Raw genomic sequence first — 25,783 nt, 5'->3', positions numbered from 1 at the left:
TTTTATTTTGGACAAGGTACGGGCAAATGGTTTTCAAAATGTATTAATTAACCATGTTTTAAAAGAAATTAAGAGTTTTTAACGGCTTTTAGATTCTATTTCAAGCCCGACAAGCTTGCCTTCAAAGTCTCAATCTTGGCCAGTGCATCCGCTTCCTTCTGCTTTTCTAGTGTTACCACCTGTTCAGGGGCGCCGCTTACGAAACGTTCGTTTTTAAGTTTGCCTTGAACACTTTTAAGGAAACCTTCGGTGTACTTGAGTTCTTCAGAAAGCTTTGCTATTTCTTCTTCCACATTTATGGCGCCTGCGATTGGGATGAAATATTCGTTGCTTTTTGCGCGGAAAGTCAATGCGCCGTCAATCTTTTCGGTTATATAATTTAATTCTGAAATATTACCCAGCTTGCAAATTACTGCATCAAATTCTTTTGAAGCATTGTCGTTATTCAGCACAGCAAGCTGTATAGTATCTTTAAAAGAAATGTTCTTTTCTTTACGAACAGTTCTAATTCCAGAGATTACTTCGGAAGCGAATTCGAAATCTTTGATTATTTTTTCGTCAAAAACTTCAGCCTTTGGCCATTCAGAAATTATTAGGGCTTTTGAAATGTCGCGTTGGGTAATGTGCTGCCATATTTCCTCAGAAATAAAGGGAACGAAAGGATGCAATACTTTTAGGTTATCTTCCAAAACGGAGATAACTTCTAAATAGGTTTTTTCTGAAATTTTTTCGCCAAAAGGTGGTTTTACCATTTCAAGCAGCCACGAACAGAAATCGTCCCACACCAACTTATAGGTTGACATCAAAGCATCGCTAATGCGATATTTGCTGTAATGGTCTTCTATTTCAGCCAATGTTTTTTGGAATTTACTGTGATACCATTTTAGAGCAATAATGTCGCTCTCTGATTGTTCCATTTCCAGGGAAACTTCCCAGCCGTCAATTAATCTATAAGCATTCCAGATTTTATTTACGAAACCACTCCCCTGTTTGCAGAGATCTTCTTCGAACATTAAATCGTTACCCGCAGGCGAACTCAAAAGCATCCCCACACGCACGCCATCTGCGCCGTAGGTTTCCATTAAATCTATAGGATCTGGCGAATTACCTAGCGATTTGCTCATTTTTCTGCGCTGTTTGTCGCGTACAATGCCTGTTAGATAAACATTTGTGAATGGCTTTTCGTTTCTATATTCGTAACCCGCAATAATCATTCTCGCTACCCAAAAAAATAGTATTTCGGGAGCAGTAACGAGGTCGTTGGTTGGGTAGTAATAGTTTATTTCCTTGTTGTCCGGTTCTAAGATTCCGTTGAAAACGCTGATGGGCCATAGCCACGAAGAGAACCAAGTGTCTAGAGCATCTGGGTCTTGTTTTAGGTTGTTTGTTGATAGCTGTTGGTTGTTGGTCTTTTCTTTTGCAAGCTTTAGTGCCTCTTCAATATTTTCGGCAACTACAAAATCCTCTTTTCCGTCGCCATAAAAATATGCGGGAATTTGTTGTCCCCACCAAAGTTGGCGGGAAATGTTCCAATCGCGTACGTTTTCCATCCAGTGGCGGTAGGTGTTTATGAATTTCTCGGGAACCAGATGAACTTCCTTTTCAAGCACTGCATCCAAAGCAGGTTGCGCAAGCTCCTTCATTTTAAGGAACCATTGATCACTGAGTTTTGGTTCTATAACCGCGCCGGTACGTTCGCTAGTTCCAACTTTATGCATATGGGTTTCTATTTTTGAAACTACACCCATGCTTTCAAGTTCCTTTACAATTTCCTTGCGAACCACAAAACGGTCTTTTCCTTCGTAATGAAGACCGAAGCTGTTCAAGGTTCCGTCATCATTCAGAATATCTACTATTTCAAGATTGTGCTTATCGCCCAGTATTTTATCGTTCTCATCGTGTGCAGGTGTAACTTTCAAACAACCTGTACCGAATTCTACATCTACATATTCGTCTTCAATAATTGGAATTACTCGGTTGCAAACGGGAACGATTGCTTTCTTGCCACGAAGGTGTGCAAAACGCTCATCATTTGGGTTGACGCAAATGGCAGTATCTCCCAAAATGGTTTCGGGACGTGTGGTGGCGATGGTTAAAACGTCATCCCTACCTTCAATTTTATAGTTTATATAATAGAGGTTACCCTGTTTTTCTTCATAAATTACTTCTTCATCAGAAAGGGTAGTCTTTGCCTGTGGGTCCCAATTTACCATTCGGTAGCCACGATAAATATTTCCTTTTCGGTATAAATCCACAAAAACTTTTATCACGGAGGCTGACATATCTTCATCCATCGTGAACTTAGTTCGATCCCAATCACAGGAAGCGCCAAGTTTCTTAAGTTGTTCCAAAATTATTCCGCCGTGTTTGTGGGTCCATTCCCAAGCATGCTCTAAAAATTCTTCACGTGAGAGCTTTGCTTTGTCAATTCCTTCAGCTTTCAATTTCGCAACAACTTTGGCTTCCGTAGCAATAGAAGCGTGATCCGTTCCCGGCACCCAACAAGCGTTAAAACCCTGCAAACGTGCGCGACGAATCAAAACATCCTGCAATGTGTTGTTTAGCATGTGGCCCATGTGCAATACTCCAGTTACGTTTGGCGGTGGAATGACGATTGTATATGGTGTTCTTTCATCAACCTCTGAGTGGAAATATTTGTTTTCCATCCAGTAGCTATACCACTTATTCTCAATCTCTTTTGCATTATATTTTGCTTCTAAAGCCATACTTTGGTCTGGTATTTGTGTAATGAGTTGCAAAAGTAATTATAACTAGAGGATAATAAAAGTGAATAAGTTATTTTGCTCGTTGTTCAAAAGTTATATACTTTAGCAATATTAAAAAACACAAAATCATGAAAAAATTAGCTCTTATGGCTCTTGTTGCCTTTATCGGTTTTGCCGCTCAAGCGCAACAAGCAAAAATCAGTTTCAAGGAAGACACTGTGGACTACGGCACTATTGCAAAAGGTAGTGACGGCGTTCGTGTATTTGAATTCACCAATACTGGCGATGCCCCGCTTATTATTAGTGATGTAAAGTCCAGCTGCGGCTGCACTGTACCGAAAAAACCAAATGGTCCTATCGCTCCTGGCGCAAGTAGTACTATTGAGGTTAAATACGATACAAACCGCGTTGGTCCAATTAGAAAAACTGTTACTGTTTATTCAAATGCGAGTGAACCTATGTTAGCTCTAAAAATTAAAGGAGAAGTGATGGGCGACTCTGCCAGTGTTCTAGAAAAGAGCTAGATAACTTTACTGTTTTAGAAAGAAATCCGGTTGAAGACAAATTCTTCAATCGGATTTTTTTTTAGAATACACTTTTAAGGTAGAATTTCACTTTGTTCATATACCCCTCCCTTTTTACTTCCATTGTTATTCTTTTGCCTTCATCTGTTGAAAACATTTCAATTAATTCGTAAAGCTTGTAATGATAGCAAGGTTTTCCATTAATTGTTATAACTTCATCCCCTTTTTGAATTCCAGCCAAAGCAGCCGGAGAATTATCACGCACATCTGCCACAACATATTTTGGAACCAGTGAAAAATTAACTTCAGTTGTTACCGAAATACTGTTAAATGTTAAACTTTCGTTTTGATTTGCTCTGTTCGTATTTACTGCGGCCTGTCGTTCCTCTTTCACAAGTTCCATTCCCGCGTGTTCTAAAGTTAACCCACTCATATTGTAATTGAAGGGATCATTAAACTTATTGTTTTTCTTGAATCGAACTTTTTTGTTTCCATAATCAAAGGTGACGGTAAATCTGCTTAAAAACCCACCGCCTAAACTGCCGTCGCGATCTTCATAATAACGTGCTTTCAGGATTGCATCTTCCTCAGGAAAAGAAGTATTAACGTTTTTTAGTTGGAAATCACCCATCGACAACAGGGGTATTCTTGCGCGCTTGCCAAAAATATTCCCGCTAAGTCCAAGTCCTAGAAAATCTTTAAAATAATTTTTCGGAGATTCTTCAATAAAATCATAATCATCAAAAAGCCAAATTACATCGCTGGACCCAGAATCAACAAGTAATTTCACCTCTTCCTGTTTTTCTTCTGAAGCAACTGTTAAAGAAATATAAGGTTTGCTTCCCACAAAATTCAACGCTAAATCCTCACATTTTTTACATGGTTTCAGTGAATATTTCTGAGAATCGTAAACAGTAATAATTTTGGACGAATACTTAATTTTTACAATGAAATTCTGGAAAAATTCATTTCCTAAAATACCGTGGATTGGAATCCCCATTCTTGGTGAAAAATTAAGAGTACTATCGAAAATTATATAGAGATCATGATCGTTATCCAAAACATCACCAACTCGCACTCTATTATTTAAACTTTTTAACGCATCCACCGATCCTCCAGCGCCCAAACCTTGTAACTTAACCGAAGAAGTATTGCGAAGCTGCACGCTGTCCGCTGCTTCCAAACTGAAAAGAATGGTGGATCTAACACCCGTATCAAGAATAAAAGAAAGTGGCGTGCCGTTAATTTCCACGTCAATAATGGGCAGATTGTTCACCACCTTAAAAGGAATTCGATCTTTTTTTTTGTTGTGTTTCAGAAAAAATCCCGATTGCGCCGCCAATGAAGCAGAAAAGAGAATTAAAAGCCACAGAATACAGGATTTGTGCAAAGTTTTAAGAATTATTTTGAATTGATTTGAAGATATAAAAAAAAGAGGAATGTTGCTCTAGGCGTAACGGATTTATAAAATATATTTTGCAACTTTGTGTTAAATAATCACATTATGCCTTCAGTTTCAAATAAAGGGAAGCACATGCCGGAAAGTCCAATCCGCAAGCTGGTTCCTTTCGCCGAAAAAGCTTACAAAGCAAACAAAACCGTCTACCACCTAAACATTGGCCAGCCCGATATAAAGTCGCCAGAAATAGCGATGGAAGCCGTAGCAAATCACCATTTGGAAATTCTTGCCTATACTCGTTCTGAAGGTTCGCAGGAGTACCGTGAAAAAATTGCAGGTTATTACCATAAAAATAATATTCCCGTTGAAGCAGCTGATATTATAGTTACAACCGGTGGTAGCGAAGCGCTGCTATTCGCTATGGGAACTATTGCAGATGCCGGCGATGAAATTATAATCCCAGAGCCGTTTTATGCAAATTACAATGGTTTCGCTACAGCTTCGGATGTCAAGATTGTTCCGGTTATTTCAAAAATTGAAGACAATTTCGCACTTCCTCCTATTTCAGAATTTGAAAAACTTATTACCCCGCGAACAAAGGCAATCCTAATTTGCAATCCTGGTAACCCAACAGGCTACCTCTATTCAAAAAAAGAAATACAAACCTTGGCAAAAATTGTGAAAAAACATGATTTGTTTTTGGTTGCGGATGAAGTGTATCGTGAATTTACCTATGATGGTTACCAGCATTACTCTATTCTTGAGGAAGAAAGTTTGGCCGAGAACGGAATAATCATAGATTCAGTTTCAAAAAGATATAGTATGTGCGGCGCACGCATTGGCTGTTTGGTTTCAAAAAACAAACAAGTTATTGCCACTGCTTTAAAATTTGCACAGGCTCGATTAAGTCCTCCAACTTTCGCACAGATTGCAAGTGAAGCAGCGCTGCAAACCCCACAAAGTTATTTTGACGAAGTGATCGTTGAATACCAAGATAGAAGAAACACGCTTGTAGCGGCCCTAAAGGCTATTCCCGGCGTTCAAGTGGGTGAGCCGAAAGGTGCTTTTTACTGCATCGTACAATTACCCATAAAAAACAGCGATGCCTTTGCACAGTGGCTTTTAGAAGAATTTGAAGACAACGGCGAAACTATAATGGTTGCCCCCGCAGGAGGTTTTTATTCCAGCCCAGGCGTAGGTTTGAACCAAGTGAGAATTGCTTATGTTTTAAAGAAAGAAAGCCTTATCAGAGCAGTTGAAATCCTAAAAATTGCGCTTCAAAAATATAAAGATTGATGCGGATTGAAGAAAACAAATCGCTTAAACATCACAATACTTTTGGCATAGCCTGCAATGCGCGCTATTTTGTTTCGGTTGAAACTATTGAAGAACTTAAACAAGCTCTTTTAGAAAAACCTTCTGAAGAACTTTTTATTCTTGGCGGCGGCAGCAATATGTTGCTTACTGGAGATTTGGATGTGTTTGTACTTCACATAAATTTAAAGGGAATCGAAATCCTGAAAGAAACCGAAACTGAAGTTCTTGTAAAAGCAATGGCTGGCGAAAACTGGCACGAATTTGTTCAGTATTGTATTACAAAGGATTTTGGTGGTTTGGAAAACCTTTCATTAATTCCAGGAAACATCGGCACTGCACCAATTCAAAATATTGGAGCCTATGGCGTAGAGCTGAAAGATACTTTTGAAAGTTGCGACACGCTCGAAATTGAAACTTTAAAGGAAAGGGAGTTCAGCAAAGCGGAATGTACATTTGAATACAGAAATTCTATTTTCAAAAATGAAGCAAAGGGAAAATACATTATTACTAGCGTAACTTTTCGACTGACGAAAAAAGATCACAAAACGAGTGTTGCGTACGGCGATATTCAAAAGAATTTAGTTGAAAGACACATTTTAACTCCAACCATCAAAGATATTTCGGAAGCAGTAATCGCAATTCGTCAATCCAAACTTCCAGATCCTAAATTACTGGGAAATAGCGGTAGTTTCTTTAAAAACCCTATGGTGGATGCTGAAACGTTTCAAGAATTTAGAAGAAATTTTCCTGATGCTCCTTTTTACGAAATCTCACCTACCGAATTTAAAATCCCAGCAGGCTGGCTCATTGAAAAAGCAGGATTTAAAGGACAACGATTTGGTGATGCCGGAGTACATAAAAACCAAGCATTAGTTTTAGTGAATCATGGCAATGCGAGCGGCAAAGAAATATGGCAACTTGCAATGGACATCCAAAAAAAGGTAAAGGAAATGACCGGAATTTTTATTGAACCGGAAGTGAACGTTTTCTAGTTCGCGTTCAATAAATTATCAACAATATAAACCATTCCATTTGAACCCTCAATACTGCCTTTAACAATAGTTGCCTTTGCACCTTTTCCGCCAGAAATAACCATATCTTCTCCAGATTTTGTAACGGTAATAGTTATTCCCGATAAAGTTTTGAGCTTCGCATTTCCGTTTTTGTTGATGGTTTGCAACAAAGTTTCCTTATCAATTTTGCCTGAAACAATGTGCGATTTCAACATTTCAATCAGCTTTTCCCTATTCTCAGGATTTGAGTAAAATTTCTTGTTTTCAGCAGTTAAAGATTCAATTGCAGCATTTGATGGGCCAAAAACTGTAAACGGACCCGCCTCGTTTAAAAGCTGTGTCGCCAATTCTGCGCTAACAATATAGCTGGCAAATTTTTTCAATTGTGGCTCGGTCATTACACGAGACATCACGCTTTTAAGCATTGCTTGGTCTTCGGTAGTCAAATCTCTTTTGGCAGCACGTTTCACTGGTTTTTTTTGCACAGTATTTATTTCAGCAGTTTCAGTTTTTATTTTTTTTGAATCCTCTGCGTCATTTTTGCAAGAAACAATTGACAGCGCAAACATTGAAATGAATAAAAAAGTGATAGGTTTCAGCATCTTTAAAATATTTAAAATAGAGGCTAAAAATACTTAAATTCCGAGCATAACAGCAAGAAAGATTGTATTTTTGTGGTCTATTTTAAAGCATGGAAATGTCCTGCATAAATTTGAACCGGGAGAAGACTATTTTTTGGGCATTACTTCTTCTTATTTACCAAATAATCTCTTAAGGATGAAACTTTTACTTATCACATTTATACTTTTATTACTTGGCGTTGCGGGAATCGCAATAAAAATCTGGGCCAAAAAAGATGGAAAATTTGCGGGAACTTGCGCTAGCCAAAGTCCGTTTTTGAACAAAGATGGTGAAGCCTGTGGTTTCTGCGGAAAAACACCAGACCAATTTGAAAATTGTGCAGAGGAAAGCCACAAATTGGAAACACCCAGCAACAAATAAACTCTATAGTTTAGAGATACTGTAAGTTCGGGATTATCACGCAATCAAATATTGTTAATATACAATCGTAAATTTTTATGGTGCTACTTTACGTTTTCGGTGCTGTTGCATTGATTAACTGTTCTTATTATCTTCTCTTTTCGAAATTTTCCTTTTTAAAACCTACTGAAAAGATTTCTTCAGAAAAATATCCCATTTCTCTAATAGTATGCGCCAAAAACGAAGCTGAAAATCTAAAAAAACACATTCCGCTTTGGCAAAAGCAGAACTATTACAACTTTGATCTTATTCTAATAAACGATGCTTCTGTGGACCAAACACTTGAAGTTATGGAATCTTTCGCCGAGAGTGATCCTAGAATCCAGATTGTAAATGTAAAGAACAACGAAGCTTTTTGGGCGAATAAAAAATATGCACTTACGCTAGGCATTAAACGTTCAAAAAATACCCGATTGGTTTTCACCGATGCCGACTGTTACCCGGCTTCCGAAGAATGGCTTGCAACAATGGCTTCCAATTTTTCAAATGAAAAGCAATTGGTTTTAGGCTATGGTGCCTATGAAAAAAGAACCGGCTTTCTAAATAAAATGATCCGCTTTGAAACCTTGATGACCGCTGTTCAATATTTTTCATATGCCAAAGCTGGCAATCCATATATGGGCGTAGGTAGAAATTTAGCTTATACCAGTAATCTTTATTATGAAAACAATGGCTTTATGAGCCATATTAAAATTCCTTCTGGCGATGATGATCTTTTTGTGAACGAAGCCGCGACTGCAAAAAATGTTTCAATATGTATAGAACCGGAGGCATTTACGTATTCCCTTCCGAAGAAAAAGAAAGAGAATTGGCTCGTTCAGAAAAAGAGACATTATTCTACCGCAAAACTTTATAAGCCAAAACATCGCTTGTTTTTAGGAGTTTACTACTTGGCCAATCTATTATTTTGGCCACTTGCCATTGCCACTATGTTTACTAAGTTTTGGTATTTTGGATTGAGTATAATTTTTATTCGCCTCGTTTTTCAGTATATAATTATTGGTTATGCAGCCAAAAAATTGAAAGAACAGGATTTGGTTCCATTCATTCCTTTTTATGAATTGTTTTTGGTTTTAACACAATTGAGTATCTTTATTTCCAACAGCAGCGAAAAAAACTCGCGATGGAAATAATTTCAGAAGAAATAAATCACCAAATAGATAAAGCGAAAAAAGGAAAGCAGGGCGCTTTCAAGTTTTTGTTGGATTATTACTGGAACGAAGTCTATGGTTTTCAGCTAAAAAGAGTTCGAAATGAGCACGAAGCTGAAGACATTACAATAGAGACTTTTGCAAAGGCCTTTGATAAAATTGAAACCTTTGATGAAAACTACACCTTTTCAACGTGGCTCATTACGATTTCAAAAAACATCCAAATAGACAAAACGAGGAAAAAAAATGCCTCTATCTACTCAAATACCACAGATACCTCCAACGAACAGGTTCAAAAAATTCCGGACCACTCGCCAACTCCCGAGGACAAATTGATTCGGGAGCAAAACCTCGCAGAACTTTTAAGGTACATCAAACAATTAAAGCCACATTATCAAGAGGTAATTAATCTCCGCTATTTTCAGGAAATGAGCTATAATGAAATCTCTGAAACTTTGGAAGAGCCACTAAATAATGTAAAAGTGCGACTACTTCGTGCCCGAAAGCTACTTGCCGAGATTATTACACGGAAAGATTAAGTTAATAGAAACAAATTCCAAATTTCATATTCTGCATTTCCTATTTCGACTTTCATTTTCGTACTTTTGTTTCCCTTATGAGCATAGAAACTTTGGATATTCAAAAGCCCGCGCCAAAACCAAAATGGTTACGCGTTAAACTTCCCACCGGAAAAAAATACACCGAACTCCGCAGCTTAGTAGATAAATACAAGCTGAACACCATTTGCGCCTCGGGTAGCTGCCCAAATATGGGCGAATGTTGGGGTGAAGGCACAGCCACCTTTATGATTTTAGGAAATATTTGTACCCGATCATGCGGTTTTTGTGGCGTAAAAACTGGAAGACCTGGAACAGTGGATTGGGACGAGCCCGAAAAAGTGGCGCGCTCCATAAAAATCATGAACATTAAGCATGCCGTTGTAACATCTGTAGATCGCGATGACTTGAAGGATATGGGTTCAATAATGTGGGCGGAAACCGTAAAGGCAATCCGCAGAATGAATTCTGAAACAACCTTGGAAACCTTGATTCCAGATTTCCAGGGAAATACTAGAAATATAGACCGAATTATTGCAGTACAACCTGAAGTGGTTAGCCATAATATGGAAACCGTAAAACGCTTGACGAGAGAAGTGAGAATTCAGGCGAAATACGAACGCAGCCTTGAAGTTTTAAATTATTTGAAACAATCTGGAATTTCACGAACCAAAAGCGGAATAATGCTCGGCTTAGGTGAAATGGAAGAAGAAGTTTTTCAAACTATGGAAGATTTGCGCGGCGTTGGGTTGAATATTTTAACCATAGGCCAATATCTGCAGCCTTCAAAAAAGCATCTTCCTGTAAAAGAATTCATTACGCCAGAACAGTTCAAAAAATATGAAACCGTAGGTTTGGAAATGGGTTTCCGCCACGTGGAAAGCGGTGCATTGGTGCGGTCTTCTTACAAAGCACAAAAGCATCTTACCTAAACTAGTATTTCTGAAATGGGAAAAAAGATAACTGTTGGCATTAATGGTTTTGGCCGTATTGGTCGCAATGTTTTTAGATTATTGCTAAACCATCCATCTATTGATGTTGTTGCTGTGAATGATTTGGCCGACACAAAAACCCTGAACCATCTTTTGAAGTACGACAGTATTCACGGTGTTTTGAAGGAAGAAATTTCACATTCGGAAAACACAATAACCGTTGCCGGAAAAAAAGTTAAATTTTCTTCGGAAAAAAATATAGAAGATATTTCATGGGGAAACCTTGACGTTGTAGTTGAAAGCACTGGTAAGTTCAAAAGCAAAGACCAACTAGAAAATCATTTAAAAAACGGTGCAAAAAAAGTAATTCTTTCCGTGCCACCTTTGGAGGACGATATTAAAACGGTTGTGCTCGGTGTAAACGACCACATTTTAAATTCTGAAGATTTAATAATCTCAAATGCTTCCTGCACCACCAACAATGCAGCGCCCATGCTGAAAATAATCAATGAGCTTTGTGGCATCGAGCAGGCGTATATAACCACTATTCACAGTTACACCACAGATCAAAGCTTACACGACCAACCGCATCGCGATCTTCGCAGGGCCCGTGCCGCCGGACAATCTATTGTTCCGACAACCACAGGAGCTGCAAAGGCATTGACTAAAATTTTTCCAGAACTTTCAGATGTAATCGGTGGTTGTGGTATTCGCGTTCCAGTGCCAAATGGATCTTTGACCGATGTAACTTTAAATGTGAAAAACGAAGTTACCATTGAAGAAATAAATAAGGCCTTTAAAAAAGCTTCAGAAACTTCGCTGATCGGTATTCTAGAATATACTGAAGATCCAATTGTTTCCATAGATATTATAGGCAACCCACATTCCTGCATTTTTGATGCGGGCATGACCTCAGTGGTTGGTAAAATGGTAAAAATAATTGGCTGGTATGATAACGAAATTGGCTATTCATCCAGAATCATAGATTTAATTGAAAGAATATCTGTGAAATAACTATATTTAATGCCCCTTTTAAACTAACCAATGCGCCAACCAACTTCAGAATATAAGATTTTCTTGCCCCTTATTTTGTGTTTACTCATTTCGGTTAAATCCTTTTCAACACAAATCCAAGACACTATTGTTGCCATAAAACAGTTGCAATATTCAGCTGCTAAGGCACTGGAAACTGAAAATTTTATGGAGGCGGTGAAAAATCTAAATGATGCCAGCAAACTGGCAATGCTACCAAAATATAGAAGTTATAAACCAAATATAGAACTTGGCATAGCTGAACTTTTTTATTTAGAGTATTTTGACAAAGCCCTTGAAGAAACAGAAAAAGCAATAGAAAGTGGAGAGACCTACAAAAATTTTTACAAGCTGGGAAAAGCTTACTATTTATATGGTGTAATATTAGTTTCAAAAGGAAAATCTGAAAAAGCGGAAATATACTTAAACAAGGCCGACTCAGTTTTCACAGAACTTAAAGATGAAAACAGCAAAGCCTACGTTCTTTATGGAAAAGGATTATTAGCACTTCGCGTTGGCAATTACGAAAAATCCATTTCATATTTAAAACCAGCGGCAGAAAGCTTTAAAAACCAAGGCCTGCTTTATCAAGAAGTTAGTGCCTATAGTTATCTTGCAGATGCACTCTCACTTATAGACCCAACAATTTATAAAAGCCCATTGGCAGAGGCAAGAGTATTAATGCAAATTGTTTCTGAAATTTCATATTCACAAGGGTTTTCGAAATACTTGGTAGAAAACCACCGTATAAATTCACAAGTTTTGATTGCAGAGAGAATGGGCTCTGAAGCAGAGGAGGAACTTAAATATTACCTTACCCAAAAAGACTCGCTACGGCAGATTCACCTGAAAGCAATTGAGCGAGGAATACAAGCGGAATCAGCTATTGGTGACTTGAATGAAATTATTGCCACCCAGCAAGATGATCTCAGCAAACAAGAAAAGTCACTCTTTTTTGGAAAACTTACAGGATGGCTAAGCATCGCGCTTATTTTGATTCTTTCACTTTTGACGCTTTCCCTTTATAAAAACAATAATTTAAGAGCGAAGGCAAACGAACTTTTACAGGATAAAAACACTGAGCTTCAAGAAGCAAAGGAAGATGCAGAAAAGGCTTCACAGGCAAAAGCCCAGTTTCTTTCTACTATTACCCACGAGTTGCGAACCCCAATGTACACCGTTACCGGCTTAACGCACCTTTTGCTAGAAGAAGACCCAAAACCAGAACAAAAAGAACACCTAAATTCGCTTAAATTTTCGGGAGAATATCTGCTCTCGTTAATCAACAACATTCTTGATCTAAACAAACTAGAGGCTAACAAAGTAGAAATTGAAAAAGCTCCTTTCAATCTTAAGAAAAGAGTGGATGGTGTTTTAATTGCGCTAAAAAAATCTGCAGAGGCAAAAAACAACAACGTACATTATGAATACGATCCCACTTTACCAAATGAAGTGATTGGCGATTCCCTAAAAATATCGCAGATTCTTATTAACCTCATTAGTAATTCTATAAAGTTTACAGAAAATGGAGATATTTGGGTTCGCATAAAAAGTGCTGAAAGAACAACAAAGAAAGTGGTTATTCACTTTGAGGTGGAAGATACTGGAGACGGTATTTCAAAGAAAAAACAGAACACCATTTTTGAATCATTTTCACAAGGTTCGCTTCAAATAAACAGAAAATATGGCGGAACTGGACTAGGGCTTTCCATTGTGAAAAATCTCTTGGAGCTTATGGGAAGTAAAATATTCTTGGAAAGTAAGTTGGGTGAAGGTTCTAAATTCTGGTTCAACATAGGTTATGACATTGCCGAATCCAGAAATAAGGCAACCGAGCTCAAAAATATGGAGGTCGTTTTTGAAGATGATATCTTTGAAAATAAAACGGTAATGATTGTTGAGGATAACAAAATCAATCAAATGATTACCAAAAAAATTCTAGAGAAAAAGAAAATGACGTGCACCGTAGTTGATAATGGGATGGACGCAATAAAACACGCGAGGAAAGAAAATTTTGATGTGATACTAATGGACATACACATGCCAGGAATAAGTGGAATTGAAGCCACTAAAAAAATTCGTGAATTCAACAAAACCGTACCAATTATAGCATTGACTGCAATAACTATAGAAGAGAATTTGGAAGACTTTTACAAGGCAGGTTTCAATGAATTTATACCCAAACCTTTCAATGCTGAAGATTTCTTCGAAAAGATAAACCGAGTACTGCGTAGCAATGATTTTTTACTAAAGTAACTATCGCTTCTCGGTTATTACTTTTTGAATTCTATTTTTGAAGTTTGCTTCTTCTCCATTCAAAATAACTGTTTTTATTGGCAAGTAATAGGTTTCAGTTGAGTCTGAAAGGTCCGGCAACCGCATAAAATCTTTTTCTGTTGTAAGAATAAAGGGATGTTTTTTCAATTCCTCAATTTCAGAAGCACTAAAATTATGATGGTCTGCAAATGCTTTTTCTTCAAAAATTAAACCGTCATTTTTCAAATGTGAAACCAATGGTCTTGGATTGGCAATACCCGTAACCAAAAGAAATTCTTTATTTTTTAAATACGAAATAGGCTTCCTTTCATCATGATTTATAATTTCAGCACTGTAGCTAATTTTTGAAAAATAAATTTCCTGATGTGCTTTTGGTTTCAGCTTTCGTTTTATTGTTTCAATAGTAGAATTACTGATGTTTTCTGGACATTTTGTTACAATAATAATATGAGCACGTTTCGCCCCAAACTTCGGCTCCCGAAGATTACCCGTTGGAAGCATGCAATCGTTCACATACAGTTTATCAAAAGGCGTGAGCAAAATATTTATTGAAGCCGCTACTTTTCTATGCTGAAAAGCATCATCCAGCAAAATTACATCTGCAGTATTTTGAAGTTTTTCAATCCCCGTTTGGCGATCCTCACAAACGGCAACAGTGATTTCAGGAAATTTCCTTTTAAACTGAAGTGGTTCGTCGCCAACTTCTTCCACAGAACTGTTTGACAAAACTTCACGAAAACCCGTAGTTTTTCTTTTGTAACCGCGACTCAAAACGGCAATTCTATTTTCATCCTTTAAGAAAGAAACCAATAGTTCTATCATTGGCGACTTACCCGTTCCGCCCGTAGAAAGGTTTCCCACACAAATAACAGGAAATTTATAAGCTTTGCTTTTCAGCAGACCTTTATTGTAAAGCAAATTACGAAGCGCCGTAACACCGCCGTATAAGAGCGAAAAAGGAAAGAGAAGTTTTCGAAGCAATTTCATTTAACGAAAGTACTAATTCCGAAGAAAACTGGGATTACTTTAAAATAAAATTAGAAGTCCATAAAAATTAGGTAAACTGCTATCTTTACTCAAAATGTAAAAAATGAAGATAAAAGAAGTCATTGCGCTACTTGAAGAACTCGCACCACTCCCCTATTCCGAAGATTTTGATAATACCGGATTGCTCTTGGGTGATCAAAATGCAAACGTTTCTGGAATATTGGTAACGCTGGATACTTTGGAAAACGTGGTGGATGAAGCTATTGAAAAAAAATGCAACCTTATTGTAAGCTTTCATCCGATTATCTTTTCGGGATTGAAAAAAATCACTGGAAAAACCTATGTGGAACGTGTGGTTCAAAAAGCGATAAAGCACGACATTGCTATATTTTCCAACCACTCTGCGCTAGATAATTCGTGGAATGGAGTGAATGCAATGATTTGTGAAAAACTTGGACTTAAAAATCGAAGTGTTTTAATTCCTCAAAATGAAACTATTAAAAAACTAATTACTTTCGTTCCTTCAAAAGACGCTGAAAAAGTAAGAAACGCCCTGTTTGCGGCAGGTGGTGGAGATATTGGCAATTATGAAAATTGCAGTTTCAATATTGAGGGAAGAGGAAGTTTTAAAGGAAATAAAGATTCAAATCCCGTGATTGGAAAGAAAGGTGAAATTCGTTTTGAAGAAGAAATCCAAATTGGGATTACTTTTTCAAAACATCTTCAAACAACTATTTTGAAAGCACTTTTTGAAACGCATCCCTACGAAGAAGTAGCATACGAAATAACAACCCTGGAAAACCAAAACCAACATTTAGGGATGGGAATGATAGGTGAACTCGATAAAGCGATGGATGAGGAAGAATTTCTGAAATTTCTAAAAGAAACAATGAAAACAGATTGCGTACGTCATTCTGCGATGCTCCAAAGACCAATTAAGAAGATTGCAGTACTTGGCGGAAGTGGAAGTTTTGCCATAGATGCGGCAAAAAATGCAGGAGCTGATGCATTTATTTCGGCAGATTTCAAATACCATGATTTCTTTAAGGCTGAAAACACTGTGCTTTTGGCAGATATTGGTCATTATGAAAGCGAACAGTACACAAAAGACCTTTTACATTCTTTCCTTAAGAAAAAAATCACTAATTTTGCAGTCCTTTTATCACAAATAAACACCAATCCTATTAGCTATTTATAATTTATGGCAACAAAAACCGAAGTTACTGTTGAAGAGAAGTTAAGAGCACTGTACGATCTGCAACTTATAGATTCCAGAATTGACGAAATAAGAAGCGTTCGTGGCGAACTTCCTTTGGAAGTTGAAGATCTTGAAGATGAAGTGGCAGGAATGAACACTCGTCTTGAAAAACTTAAAGCAGATCTTGAAGTAATTGAAGACCAAATCAAGGAAAAAAAGAACAACATTGAAGAGTCTAAAACACTTATCAAAAAATATTCTACACAGCAGGACAATGTTCGCAACAACCGCGAGTACAACTCTTTAAGTAAGGAAGTTGAATTTCAGGAACTTGAAATACAACTTGCAGAAAAGAATATTAAAGAATACCGTGCACAGATTGAGCAAAAAAGCCAAGTTGTAGAAGAGACGAAGTCACGTTTTGACGAGCGCTCTGAGCACTTGAAGCACAAACAAAATGAGCTTGACGAAATCCTAAAGGAAACTGAAAAAGAAGAAAAAACCTTAATCAAGGAATCTGAAAAATTTGAATCTCAAATAGAGCAGCGTCTTATAAAAGCCTACAAAAGAATACGTACAAACGTGAAGAATGGTTTGGCAGTAGTTCCTGTTGAACGCGGAGCATCTGGAGGTTCTTTCTTTACTATTCCACCACAAGTGCAAATGGAAATTGCAGGTCGCAAAAAAATTATTACAGACGAGCATAGTGGTCGTATCTTAGTTGATCCAGACTTGGCCAACGAAGAACGTGAGAAAATGCAAGCGATGTTCACCAAGCTTAAATAAACATTCACAATTAATTATAACAAAGCCTTCACATTTAGTGAGGGCTTTTTTTGTACTTTAAATGCAAGGTTTTTCAGTTTATGAAGACCAACTTTTTAAAAAGACACAAAATGAAAAAAATCACAATTTTTGTATTCAGTATTTTTCTGTTTTCTCTTCAAGGCGCTTGTAAACCTTCCAACGATAATAATAAAGAAGCAGAAGCCATTGCTCAGAAAGAACAGAATCCGGTTCAAACCGACCCAATAAACGGTTTAAAAAAGGCCTATTTTGCAAGCGGTTGCTTTTGGTGTGTTGAAGCTGTTTACGAAAGCATAAACGGAGTTAAAGAAGCTATTTCGGGTTACAGTGGTGGACAGACGGAAAACCCAACTTATGAAAACCACGCAGACCACGCCGAAGCTGTAGAAGTAATTTATGACCCCGAAATTGTATCTTTCACTCAGTTGGTTGATGTGTATTTCGGCTCTCAAAATATAACACAAGTAAACGGACAAGGGCCTGATCATGGTAAATCTTACCGTTCTATTGCTTTTTATCAAAACGATTCTGAAAAGAAAATTATTGATGAAAAAATCGCTGCTTTAAACAAACAACTTGACGGAGATAAAGTAGCCGCCCAGGTTTTACCTTTCCAAAAGTTTTGGGATGCAGAAAACTACCACCAAAATTACGAGCGAAACAATCCCGGAAATCCATACATTCAGAATGTTTCCATTCCACGCTTAAATAAGTTTAAGGAAAAATTTCCGAAACTTTTAAAGAAAGATAGCGGTCATTAAGATTGTAATAATTCAATAAAAAATTCCACAGGTTTATTCTGTGGAATTTTTTATTGCCTTCACTTCAAAGATTAGAGGATACATTTTATTAGCAAGCTCAAACATTCCTTCCGTATTTTTAACCAAACCGGGGAAAATATCATACGGCGAAGCATCGTGTTCCTTTAAAAATTCAATTTTAAGTCCCGCTTCACAAAGCGAAGTAATTACTTCACCCAAACTATGATTCCAACCGTATTCTTTACTTATTATTTTTGAATTAGCATCAGCGTAAGTCCCCTCATATTCTTCATAAATTGCTTCATCTTGTTGGTAGCCATATTTCATTGCAGGTGGTGAAACTGTATAATCAAACATCCAAGCAATGGGATGGAATTCAACAATATAAAAGAAGCCTCCCTGTTTTAATTTTTCTGAAATCATTTTGGCCCAAGGTTTTAAATCTGGCAGCCAACCTATAGTTCCGTAACTTGTAAAAACAATATCGAATTTTTCCGAAATATTCTCCGAAGTGTCCAAAACGTTGCAGCAAACAAAATTTGCGTCCAGCTTCAGTTCTCTATTCAATTGCTTCGCTACATTAATTCCTTCATCAGAAATATCAACCCCAGTACACTTGGCCCCCATTCGCGCAAAACTTAACGTATCTTGGCCAAAATGGCACTGAAGATGCAAAATACTTTTGCCTGAGACATCACCCAGAGCTTCTAACTCATATTTATTCAGTGAAGTTCTTCCTTTTCTAAAATTGGCTAAATCATAAAAATCACTCCTTGCGTGAATGGCAACTTTATTATTCCACGTTTTTCTATTGGTTTCAAACTTTTCAGTATTATTCATCTATCATTTTTTTTATAAAAATAAAGAATTAACTCAAAAAATACATTCACTAACGTTTTTCAAATTTATTTACATTTTTCGTTAAACATCGGTTAAATTAATTTTAATCTGAAATGTTTTGTCGTAGTTTTAAAAACACTAACTTTAAAAAAATTATTATTATGGGTGATATCATCTGGTTAATTGTAGTACTTCTTATTATAGGATGGCTAGTAGGTTATTTCGGTTTCAGCGAAGCCGTGGGTAGCCTGATTCACATTTTATTAGTCTTGGCAATTATTGGCATTCTGTACCGATTGGCAACAGGTCGCAGACCATAAACGATATTAAAAATTAATTATTAACCCTTAAATACCAAACCGATATGAGAAAAGTATTTCTAATTTTATTTGCTGCAGGTTTAATGGCTACAAGCTTCACAAGCTGTCGCGAAAATAAAACAGCTGGAGAGGAAATTGAAGACGTTGCAGACGATGTAGCAGACGATATTGAAGACGCTGTAGATTAATCCAATCCTAAAATTTGTACTGAAACGCCCTTTCAATTATCCTGAGAGGGCTTTTTATTTTTATCATCTGATGCCACTATAGATTTCCACTCGGAATGTTTTTCAATATATTTTTTAGTGAAAGGACAAACGGGTACTACCTTAAGTCCTCTTTGCTCTATCTGCAATAAAACTTTTTCGGTCATCTCACTAGCCACACCTTGCCCCTCGAGTGCTTTAGGAACTTCGGTATGGTTTATCGATAAAATTCCGGGTTTTACGGAATACTCAACAATGGCTGTATTGCCATCAACTTCGGCTTCAAACCGATTCTTTTCTTTGTTATCAATCACACGCATTTTCAATTGGGAGTTTTATAGTTTCAATACATTAAAAATACGAAAAATATGAAAGCCAAAAGTATTCCTTACTTTTACAGAAAAATATTGTTTTATGAAAAATATTTCTGCCGTATTATTATTACTCTTAGCTCTTATAGGCTGCAACAACAACCAAAAGTCACTAAATAGTCCTACTACTGATAAATTATTAAAAGAGAAAGATTCCACCGAAAATTCAGATATCGCACAGCGAATTGCAAATGCCAACGGCTTTGAAAGTTGGAAAGATGTTTCGGAAATTGCCTTTACATTTAATGTAGATCGCGGTGACAATCATTTTGAACGCTCTTGGGTTTGGAATAGAATTACGGGAGATGTGAGCATGATGTCTGCAACGGACAGTTTAAAATACAATCGTTCGCAAATGGATAGCCTGATTATGAAGACTGACGGAGCGTTTATTAACGATAAATATTGGCTATTGGCTCCTTATCAAATTGTTTGGGACGAGGGTACTACTATTTCAGAAAAGGAGGATGCCGTGGCGCCCATTTCAAAAGATACGCTAAACCAACTTACTATTGTGTATGGAAACGAAGGAGGATACACACCGGGCGATGCGTATGATTTTTTCTACGATAAGGATTTTAAAATCAGGGAATGGAACTACAGAAAGGGAAATTCGGAGAAACCTTCCATGTCCACAACTTGGGAAAACTACGAAAATTTTAACGGTATTGAAATTGCGAAAACCCACAAGGACAGCACCGGAAATTTTAAATTGTATTTCACGAATATTAGCGTGAAAAAAGAAGGTGACAACTAATTTTTTAGAAGTTTTTGCGTCCACATATTTTTCTCTCCATCACGTAAGCTGAAGAAATACAAGCCTGGAAGCAGATTGGAAACGTCTATTTCAAATTCATTATTTGTATTGAAATTTGTAACGTTCTGAAGCACTTTTCTTCCAGAAACATCAAAGATTACAGCTTCTAAGTTTCTATTGGTTTTATAGAGTACCGTTACTTTTTCATTCGCAGGATTTGGAAAAATCACGCCTTTTTCGGCAATTTCACCAGTGAAATATTTTTCTGCAAAATTGAAAGCCTCGATCCCTATCTCATAACCAATTTTTCTTCCAGCAATGTCGTCAACCGGAGGATGGATTCCTCCCCAAATTCTTGAAAGACTGCATTGATCCGATGCATCTCGGTACGTTGCCCATTGCAATTGAAAGTCCTGGCTCGGCCCCTCTTCAAAAACTAAAAATTCGTTTTTCTGAATATCGAAAGTTCCCATTCCGTCTGGAAAATATTCGCTTCCCGTAAGCATAGTTAAAACTTCAGCCGCAGCACGTGAAAAAGTGGAATGTCCGGAAACGTAACCTGCGAATGGTGGCGTAACGAACGACGGTCTTTGGTATGGCCACCATTCCGAAGATATTATCCACCCAACACCCGCCTCGTCAATGTTTGGATTGACTATATAGTCAGGGCCACGCCAAGTGTAAAGTTTCATTTTATCCACATTTTCATTGAAATTCCCAGCCAAGGAATCTCCTTCCTTTATCAATTCTATCCTTCCGGGAATGATGGGCAACCCGTGTGGATCGTAACTTGGCAAGTTCGGATCGCTTGACTGACCGTGATCTCCCATATACCGAATAGCACTAACGGGACGGACAAAATCATAATATCCTTTTATTCCCCAAGCCGAAATTGCCACATCGTGCAATGTTCCTCCTAAAATAAAGTAGCTCTTTACGTCCCATTCCAAATCTGATAAAACCGGACCGGTGCCTTTAAATTTTTTAATGGTGGATGGATTATCGCTAACATAATTGAGCAACACAAACCAATGTCCCGGCGGGGTCTCGCTATTGGGGCCGTCTGCCCAAAATTCAGCCAATGCTCTAACATAATCACCTCTATAAACCATTTGGGGCTGGTACGATTGTCCACTAATCGGGTTTATTTCTCTACCTTCACTGGGGTCACCGCCATTTTCGAAATTGTAAAATGCTTTATACTCTGAAAGTGTTTCTGGATATTCGCTCATATTCAAATTACCCAAACTCTTTGGAGAAATATCTAACAGTACACCGTCTGAAGGATCTAAATGTGCACCCCAAGCGGCTACTAGTGAAAAATTCCATTTATAAGCATCTTCAGCACCCAAACCTTCTTGAATATAACATGGGGAACCCGGATCGTAATAAACCCAAAAATCATATCCTGAAATAGCATGTATATTCCTATTCTCTTCAGTTAATGAAAATGGAACTACCCTTCCCCACTCTGGACCCAGAAATGGTGGCTGACCTCCAGGAATAGTATGGCCGCTCTGATCTACGTAAGCCTCTATTTTCAATGGTTGCCAATGGTTTGGAAATTGCATATCAAGGTTTCCAGAAATATCCATATTAAGAGGTTCATTGAGCGGTTCGTAAAACTGATTGGCATAATCGTTTGCTTCATTTGCACCGTCCTGCAATCCGAACTCAATCATTTTCTCGGCAATGTAATTGCCTAAAGCCGCAGAGTTTCCATTCTGATAATTGGTATCAGTAAAACTTTTATCATAACCTAAAGCATCCATTAAATTGTTGATCGATTGCGATATCTCTTCACTTTCGGGCGAATTTGCAAAACGATGTCTCATCAATCTGTAAATACCGTAGCTAATTGCCTTTTTCTGAGCTTCCAAAATAGGTTCGTCTGTTTTGAAACCACTAAAAGGACATTGAAATCCCCCAACATCTTTTCCCAAAAAATACGTGTCGGCCTGTTTATTAAGAACGGCCCACGCATCATACATTATAACAGAAGCGTGAAATAAATTTCGGGCGTGAACAACCGGCCGCGCATAATCATTCCGAATACCATGCAGCATTTCCTCGTTCCACTGCCTCGCAATAGACTGCGAAAAAGTCTGTCCGCAAAGAATTAAAAAGAAATATAAAAGTAATTTCCGAAGCATTTTATATGGTATTGCCAATAGTCACAAGACTTTTGAATGGTACTGCAAATTAAACAAATATTAATTCCTATTTTTGTGAAAAGCCCATAAAATTCAACGAGCCGAATGTTTCAGAACTCTTTAGAATACGCAAAAAAACAAGACGCTGAAGATGCTTTGGCTCCTTTCAGAAATAAATTCCACATTCCAAAAAATACTTCTGGAGAAAAACTTATCTATCTCTGCGGAAATTCGTTAGGCCTACAACCAAAAATTACTTCGGAATATATAGATGATGTTTTGAAAGATTGGGCAAAATATGGCGTTGAAGGCCATACCGAAGCAAAACGCGCTTGGCTCCCATACCACGAGTTTTTGGCAGAAAACATGGCGAAAATTGTTGGCGCAAAACCTTCGGAAGTTGTTGTGATGAACACTTTGACAACGAACCTCCATTTAATGATGGTCTCATTTTACCAACCCACAAAAACCAAATATAAAATTGTGGTTGAAAGTGACGCTTTTCCAAGTGATAAATATGCTGTTGAAAGCCAGCTGAAATTCCACGGGATAGATCCAAAAGATGGTTTAATACTTTGGAAACCCAGAAAAGATGAAGAACTCTGCCGTTTTGAGGATTTGGAAGAAATAATGAAAAATCACGGAAATGAAATTGCTTTGGTAATGATTGGCAGCACCAATTATTACACGGGACAATCTTTTCCGCTGAAAAAAATTACCGAATTAGGGCATAAATACGACTGCATGGTAGGTTTTGATTTAGCGCACGGCGCTGGAAATATTCAACCAAATCTTCACGAAACAGGCGCAGACTTTGCTGTTTGGTGTACCTATAAATATTTAAATAGCGGTCCCGGAAGTTTGGGCGGCTGTTTTGTTCATGAACGCCACGCTAACAATGAAAACCTAAATCGTTTTGCAGGATGGTGGGGTCACAACAAAAAAACGCGTTTTAATATGCGCCACGAGTTTGATGCTTTGCCCGGCGCCGAAGGTTGGCAATTGAGCAATCCTCCAATTTTATCAATGGCTGCAATTCGTGCCTCACTAGACACTTTTGCAGAAGCAGGTTTTGAAAATATTAGAAAGAAATCTGAAAAACTTACTTGTTATTTAGAGTTTTTGCTGGATGAAATGAAGAATGATTCTATAAAAATTATAACACCCAGAAATCCTGAAGAACGTGGCTGCCAACTTTCAATACAGGTAAAAAAAGCTGACAAAAATTTACACACAAAATTAACGCAAGCTGGCGTAGTAAGCGATTGGCGCGAGCCAGATGTAATACGCGTTGCTCCAGCCCCACTTTATAACAGTTTTGAAGATGTTTTTAGGTTTTCAAAAAAAATTAAGGAAGTTTTGAAATAGTTAGAAGCTCCTCCAACCTTTTTCAGCGGAAGGTGCATTCAAAAAATTGTTAGGACTGAAATAATAATAAAAATAAAAAATGAACAATATACTAATCATCGGCGCGGGACTCTGCGGAAGCTTGCTAGCACTAAGAATGGCACAACGCGGCTATCAAGTAACCTTAGTTGAAAAACGCCCCGATTTAAGAAAAACTACACAAGATGCCGGGCGCTCCATAAACTTAGCGCTGAGCGATCGCGGTTTGCGAGGACTACGCTTGGCTGGAGTTGAAGAAGAGGCTAAAAAACTCTGTATCCCAATGAACGGAAGGATGATTCACGATAAAGCTGGAAATACTTTTTTAAGTCCGTACAGCGGCAGAAATGATGAATATATAAACTCAATTTCCCGCCCGGGACTAAATATGCTGTTGCTGGATGAAGCCGAAAAAATGACTAACGTAAAAATCATTTTTAATCAAGCTTGCGAAGAAGTGGATTTAGAAAATGCTTCGGCTACTTTTAGGGATTTCAATTCAAAAGAAGAAACTAAAATAACTGCAGACGTGATTTTGGCAACTGACGGCGCAGGCTCGGTAGTTCGTAAAAATATGTTTGAGAGCCGTAAATTTCTTTTTAGCTTTTCGCAGCAATGGCTAAGTCACGGTTACAAAGAACTTGAAATTCCCGCTTTGCCAACAGCAGAAAAAACTTCAAAAAACGATGGTTACCGAACGTATAAAAATTCACTGCACATTTGGCCACGAGGCGAAGATATGCTAATTGCGTTACCAAATCTGGACGGAAGTTTTACGGTTACACTATTCCTTCCCTATGAAAACAGCGATTATTGTTTCGCTAATTTGACGACTCCAGAAATGGTCAATGAATATTTCAACAAAGAATTTCCAGATGTGGTGGAAATGATCCCAAACCTTTCCGAAGAGTTTTTCAACAACCCAACGGGACCGCTCGGAACCGTAAAATGTTCACCGTGGAATAGCTTCGGAAAAGTGCTTTTATTGGGCGATGCCGCACACGCCATCGTTCCTTTTTATGGTCAGGGAATGAACGCTAGTTTTGAAGATGTAGTGGTTTTTGATGAAGTACTTGAGAAATTCAATTCAGATGAAAAGATAAGTTGGAACACAATTTTCAAGGAATACGAAGCCGTTCGGAAAAAAGATACCGATGCCATTGCAGATTTAGCCGTAGATAATTTCCACGAAATGAAAGAGCATACCGCGATGGAAATTTTCCAAAGAAAAAGAAAACTGGAAACTGCATTTGAAGCTGAATTCCCCCAAGATTATTACAGCAAATATTCTTTGGTTACCTTTAAGGAATCAATAACCTATTCCGAAGCAATGAAACGTGGAAGGGCGCAGGACAAAGCCATTTTAAATCTTTTGGATGACGGAAAAATAACCGAAGAAATGTCTTTAAAAGAAAAGTTAGAACTAGTAAAAAAAGAAACCGAAACCATCCTTCACAATGATGAAGTAGCATTTGGATAGAACTCATTTAAATAAAAAGCAATTGGCTCCTTCCCCTTTTTTAGGGGAAGGTGGCCCCGACTTTTTCGTCGGGGACGGAAGGGGTAAAAGCAATAACAATAAACATAGTACATAATGAGTAACAAAAGCAGATTAGTAGAAGGCAAAGCAACACCAAGAGGCGCATATCCTCACGTAAAACGCGTGGGTGATTTCATATTTATTAGCGGAACAAGTTCACGTTTACCCGACAATACCTTTGCCGGCGTTCATAAAATTGACGAAATGGGCACGATGCATTTCGACATAAAAGAACAAACCCGCGCGGTGCTGGAAAACATAAAGGATTACTTAGCCACCGAAGGCGCCACAATGGCCGATGTGGTTGACGTGACCAGTTTTTTGGTGAATATGAATGACTTTGCAGGCTACAACGAAGTTTATGCAGAATATTTCAACAAAGAAACTGGGCCAGCCCGTACTACAGTTGCGGTACATCAATTGCCGCATCCGCATTTGGTGGTGGAGATAAAGGCGATGGCTTATTCTCCAGTTAAAAGTTAAGAGTT

The 25,783-nt window shown here is 37.8% G+C and carries 25 protein-coding genes; 18 read left to right on the top strand and 7 right to left on the bottom strand.

All coding sequences use genetic code 11. From position 1 onward, the window contains the following. Positions 1-95: 95 nt before the first annotated feature. The gene (locus ESV24_RS10845; protein WP_111816529.1) at positions 96-2,726 is read right to left on the bottom strand and encodes a valine--tRNA ligase; all 2,631 of its coding nucleotides are present in this window, start codon (positions 2,724-2,726) and stop codon (positions 96-98) included. A gap of 128 nt (positions 2,727-2,854) precedes the next feature. On the opposite strand from ESV24_RS10845, the gene ESV24_RS10840 reads away from it, so the two are divergent. Beyond that, entirely contained in the window at positions 2,855-3,250 is a 396-nt protein-coding gene (locus ESV24_RS10840) for a DUF1573 domain-containing protein (RefSeq protein ID WP_111816530.1), read from the top strand. Positions 3,251-3,311: 61 nt separating this feature from the next. Here ESV24_RS10840 and ESV24_RS10835 read toward each other — a convergent pair whose 3' ends face one another. Further along, entirely contained in the window at positions 3,312-4,640 is a 1,329-nt protein-coding gene (locus tag ESV24_RS10835; protein ID WP_111816531.1) for an aspartyl protease family protein, read from the bottom strand. 114 nt (positions 4,641-4,754) lie between these two features. On the opposite strand from ESV24_RS10835, the gene ESV24_RS10830 reads away from it, so the two are divergent. Together ESV24_RS10830 and murB are read left to right on the top strand one after the other, a co-directional pair. Further along, positions 4,755-5,945 carry a pyridoxal phosphate-dependent aminotransferase gene (locus ESV24_RS10830; RefSeq protein WP_111816532.1) on the top strand — a complete coding sequence of 397 codons (1,191 nt, stop codon included), beginning with the start codon at positions 4,755-4,757 and terminating at the stop codon, positions 5,943-5,945. Further along, positions 5,945-6,958: a UDP-N-acetylmuramate dehydrogenase gene (gene murB, locus ESV24_RS10825; RefSeq protein WP_111816533.1), complete on the top strand. Its 1,014-nt coding sequence runs from the start codon at positions 5,945-5,947 to the stop codon at positions 6,956-6,958. Before ESV24_RS10830 ends, murB begins: the two co-directional genes overlap by 1 nt. Here the strand turns inward: murB and ESV24_RS10820 are convergent. Continuing rightward, positions 6,955-7,581 (bottom strand): fasciclin domain-containing protein, encoded by a 627-nt coding sequence (locus ESV24_RS10820; protein ID WP_111816534.1) that lies wholly within the window; start codon positions 7,579-7,581, stop codon positions 6,955-6,957. The genes murB and ESV24_RS10820 overlap by 4 nt on opposite strands. A gap of 175 nt (positions 7,582-7,756) precedes the next feature. Between ESV24_RS10820 and ESV24_RS10815 the strand changes: the two genes are divergently transcribed. From ESV24_RS10815 to ESV24_RS10790, 6 genes are all read left to right on the top strand, one after another. Next, positions 7,757-7,981: a membrane or secreted protein gene (locus ESV24_RS10815; protein ID WP_111816567.1), complete on the top strand. Its 225-nt coding sequence runs from the start codon at positions 7,757-7,759 to the stop codon at positions 7,979-7,981. A gap of 77 nt (positions 7,982-8,058) precedes the next feature. Beyond that, positions 8,059-9,153 carry a glycosyltransferase gene (locus ESV24_RS10810; RefSeq protein WP_111816535.1) on the top strand — a complete coding sequence of 365 codons (1,095 nt, stop codon included), beginning with the start codon at positions 8,059-8,061 and terminating at the stop codon, positions 9,151-9,153. Continuing rightward, the gene (locus ESV24_RS10805) at positions 9,144-9,710 is read left to right on the top strand and encodes an RNA polymerase sigma factor (RefSeq protein WP_111816536.1); all 567 of its coding nucleotides are present in this window, start codon (positions 9,144-9,146) and stop codon (positions 9,708-9,710) included. Before ESV24_RS10810 ends, ESV24_RS10805 begins: the two co-directional genes overlap by 10 nt. A gap of 77 nt (positions 9,711-9,787) precedes the next feature. After that, a complete protein-coding gene (lipA, locus tag ESV24_RS10800) occupies positions 9,788-10,660 on the top strand; it encodes a lipoyl synthase (protein WP_111816537.1) in 873 nt (290 codons plus the stop codon). A gap of 15 nt (positions 10,661-10,675) precedes the next feature. After that, on the top strand, positions 10,676-11,674 hold the full coding sequence (gap, locus tag ESV24_RS10795) for a type I glyceraldehyde-3-phosphate dehydrogenase (protein ID WP_111816538.1): 999 nt from the start codon (positions 10,676-10,678) through the stop codon (positions 11,672-11,674). 30 nt (positions 11,675-11,704) lie between these two features. Next, the gene (locus ESV24_RS10790) at positions 11,705-13,948 is read left to right on the top strand and encodes a tetratricopeptide repeat-containing hybrid sensor histidine kinase/response regulator (RefSeq protein ID WP_111816539.1); all 2,244 of its coding nucleotides are present in this window, start codon (positions 11,705-11,707) and stop codon (positions 13,946-13,948) included. On the opposite strand, the gene lpxK is transcribed toward ESV24_RS10790, so the two are convergent. Continuing rightward, entirely contained in the window at positions 13,949-14,956 is a 1,008-nt protein-coding gene (lpxK, locus tag ESV24_RS10785; protein ID WP_111816540.1) for a tetraacyldisaccharide 4'-kinase, read from the bottom strand. 103 nt (positions 14,957-15,059) lie between these two features. Here lpxK and ESV24_RS10780 point away from each other — a divergent pair, with 103 nt between their 5' ends. The 3 genes from ESV24_RS10780 (at position 15,060) to msrA (ending at position 17,722) form a co-directional block, all read left to right on the top strand. Next, positions 15,060-16,154 (top strand): Nif3-like dinuclear metal center hexameric protein, encoded by a 1,095-nt coding sequence (locus ESV24_RS10780; RefSeq protein WP_111816541.1) that lies wholly within the window; start codon positions 15,060-15,062, stop codon positions 16,152-16,154. 3 nt (positions 16,155-16,157) lie between these two features. Next, a complete protein-coding gene (locus tag ESV24_RS10775) occupies positions 16,158-16,940 on the top strand; it encodes a zinc ribbon domain-containing protein (protein WP_111816542.1) in 783 nt (260 codons plus the stop codon). Between the two features lie 110 nt (positions 16,941-17,050). Beyond that, complete coding sequence (msrA, locus tag ESV24_RS10770) at positions 17,051-17,722, top strand: peptide-methionine (S)-S-oxide reductase MsrA (protein WP_111816569.1); 672 nt, start codon at positions 17,051-17,053, stop codon at positions 17,720-17,722. A 33-nt stretch (positions 17,723-17,755) separates the two neighbouring features. On the opposite strand, the gene ESV24_RS10765 is transcribed toward msrA, so the two are convergent. Further along, positions 17,756-18,562 (bottom strand): class I SAM-dependent methyltransferase, encoded by an 807-nt coding sequence (locus ESV24_RS10765; protein WP_111816543.1) that lies wholly within the window; start codon positions 18,560-18,562, stop codon positions 17,756-17,758. 161 nt (positions 18,563-18,723) lie between these two features. On the opposite strand from ESV24_RS10765, the gene ESV24_RS10760 reads away from it, so the two are divergent. Then, a complete protein-coding gene (locus ESV24_RS10760) occupies positions 18,724-18,882 on the top strand; it encodes a lmo0937 family membrane protein (RefSeq protein ID WP_111816570.1) in 159 nt (52 codons plus the stop codon). Positions 18,883-18,926: 44 nt separating this feature from the next. Beyond that, positions 18,927-19,070: a hypothetical protein gene (locus ESV24_RS15340; protein ID WP_170227886.1), complete on the top strand. Its 144-nt coding sequence runs from the start codon at positions 18,927-18,929 to the stop codon at positions 19,068-19,070. Positions 19,071-19,102: 32 nt separating this feature from the next. Here the strand turns inward: ESV24_RS15340 and ESV24_RS10755 are convergent, their stop codons facing one another. Continuing rightward, on the bottom strand, positions 19,103-19,408 hold the full coding sequence (locus tag ESV24_RS10755; protein WP_111816544.1) for a GNAT family N-acetyltransferase: 306 nt from the start codon (positions 19,406-19,408) through the stop codon (positions 19,103-19,105). A 94-nt stretch (positions 19,409-19,502) separates the two neighbouring features. Here ESV24_RS10755 and ESV24_RS10750 point away from each other — a divergent pair, with 94 nt between their 5' ends. Next, complete coding sequence (locus ESV24_RS10750) at positions 19,503-20,216, top strand: hypothetical protein (protein WP_111816545.1); 714 nt, start codon at positions 19,503-19,505, stop codon at positions 20,214-20,216. On the opposite strand, the gene ESV24_RS10745 is transcribed toward ESV24_RS10750, so the two are convergent. Then, entirely contained in the window at positions 20,213-22,387 is a 2,175-nt protein-coding gene (locus ESV24_RS10745; RefSeq protein ID WP_111816546.1) for a T9SS type A sorting domain-containing protein, read from the bottom strand. The genes ESV24_RS10750 and ESV24_RS10745 overlap by 4 nt on opposite strands. An 87-nt stretch (positions 22,388-22,474) precedes the next feature. Here ESV24_RS10745 and kynU point away from each other — a divergent pair, with 87 nt between their 5' ends. From kynU to ESV24_RS10730, 3 genes are all read left to right on the top strand, one after another. Continuing rightward, complete coding sequence (gene kynU, locus ESV24_RS10740) at positions 22,475-23,737, top strand: kynureninase (RefSeq protein WP_111816547.1); 1,263 nt, start codon at positions 22,475-22,477, stop codon at positions 23,735-23,737. A 79-nt stretch (positions 23,738-23,816) separates the two neighbouring features. Then, positions 23,817-25,235, top strand: a complete 1,419-nt coding sequence (locus tag ESV24_RS10735) for an FAD-dependent oxidoreductase (RefSeq protein ID WP_111816548.1) — start codon at positions 23,817-23,819, stop codon at positions 25,233-25,235. Between the two features lie 114 nt (positions 25,236-25,349). Beyond that, complete coding sequence (locus tag ESV24_RS10730) at positions 25,350-25,778, top strand: RidA family protein (protein WP_111816549.1); 429 nt, start codon at positions 25,350-25,352, stop codon at positions 25,776-25,778. Positions 25,779-25,783 lie beyond the last annotated feature (5 nt).

The organism is Aequorivita lipolytica (assembly GCF_007997135.1).
GTDB classification, from domain to species: Bacteria; Bacteroidota; Bacteroidia; order Flavobacteriales; family Flavobacteriaceae; genus Aequorivita; species Aequorivita lipolytica.
This window is presented reverse-complemented; position numbering and strand designations above follow the sequence as displayed.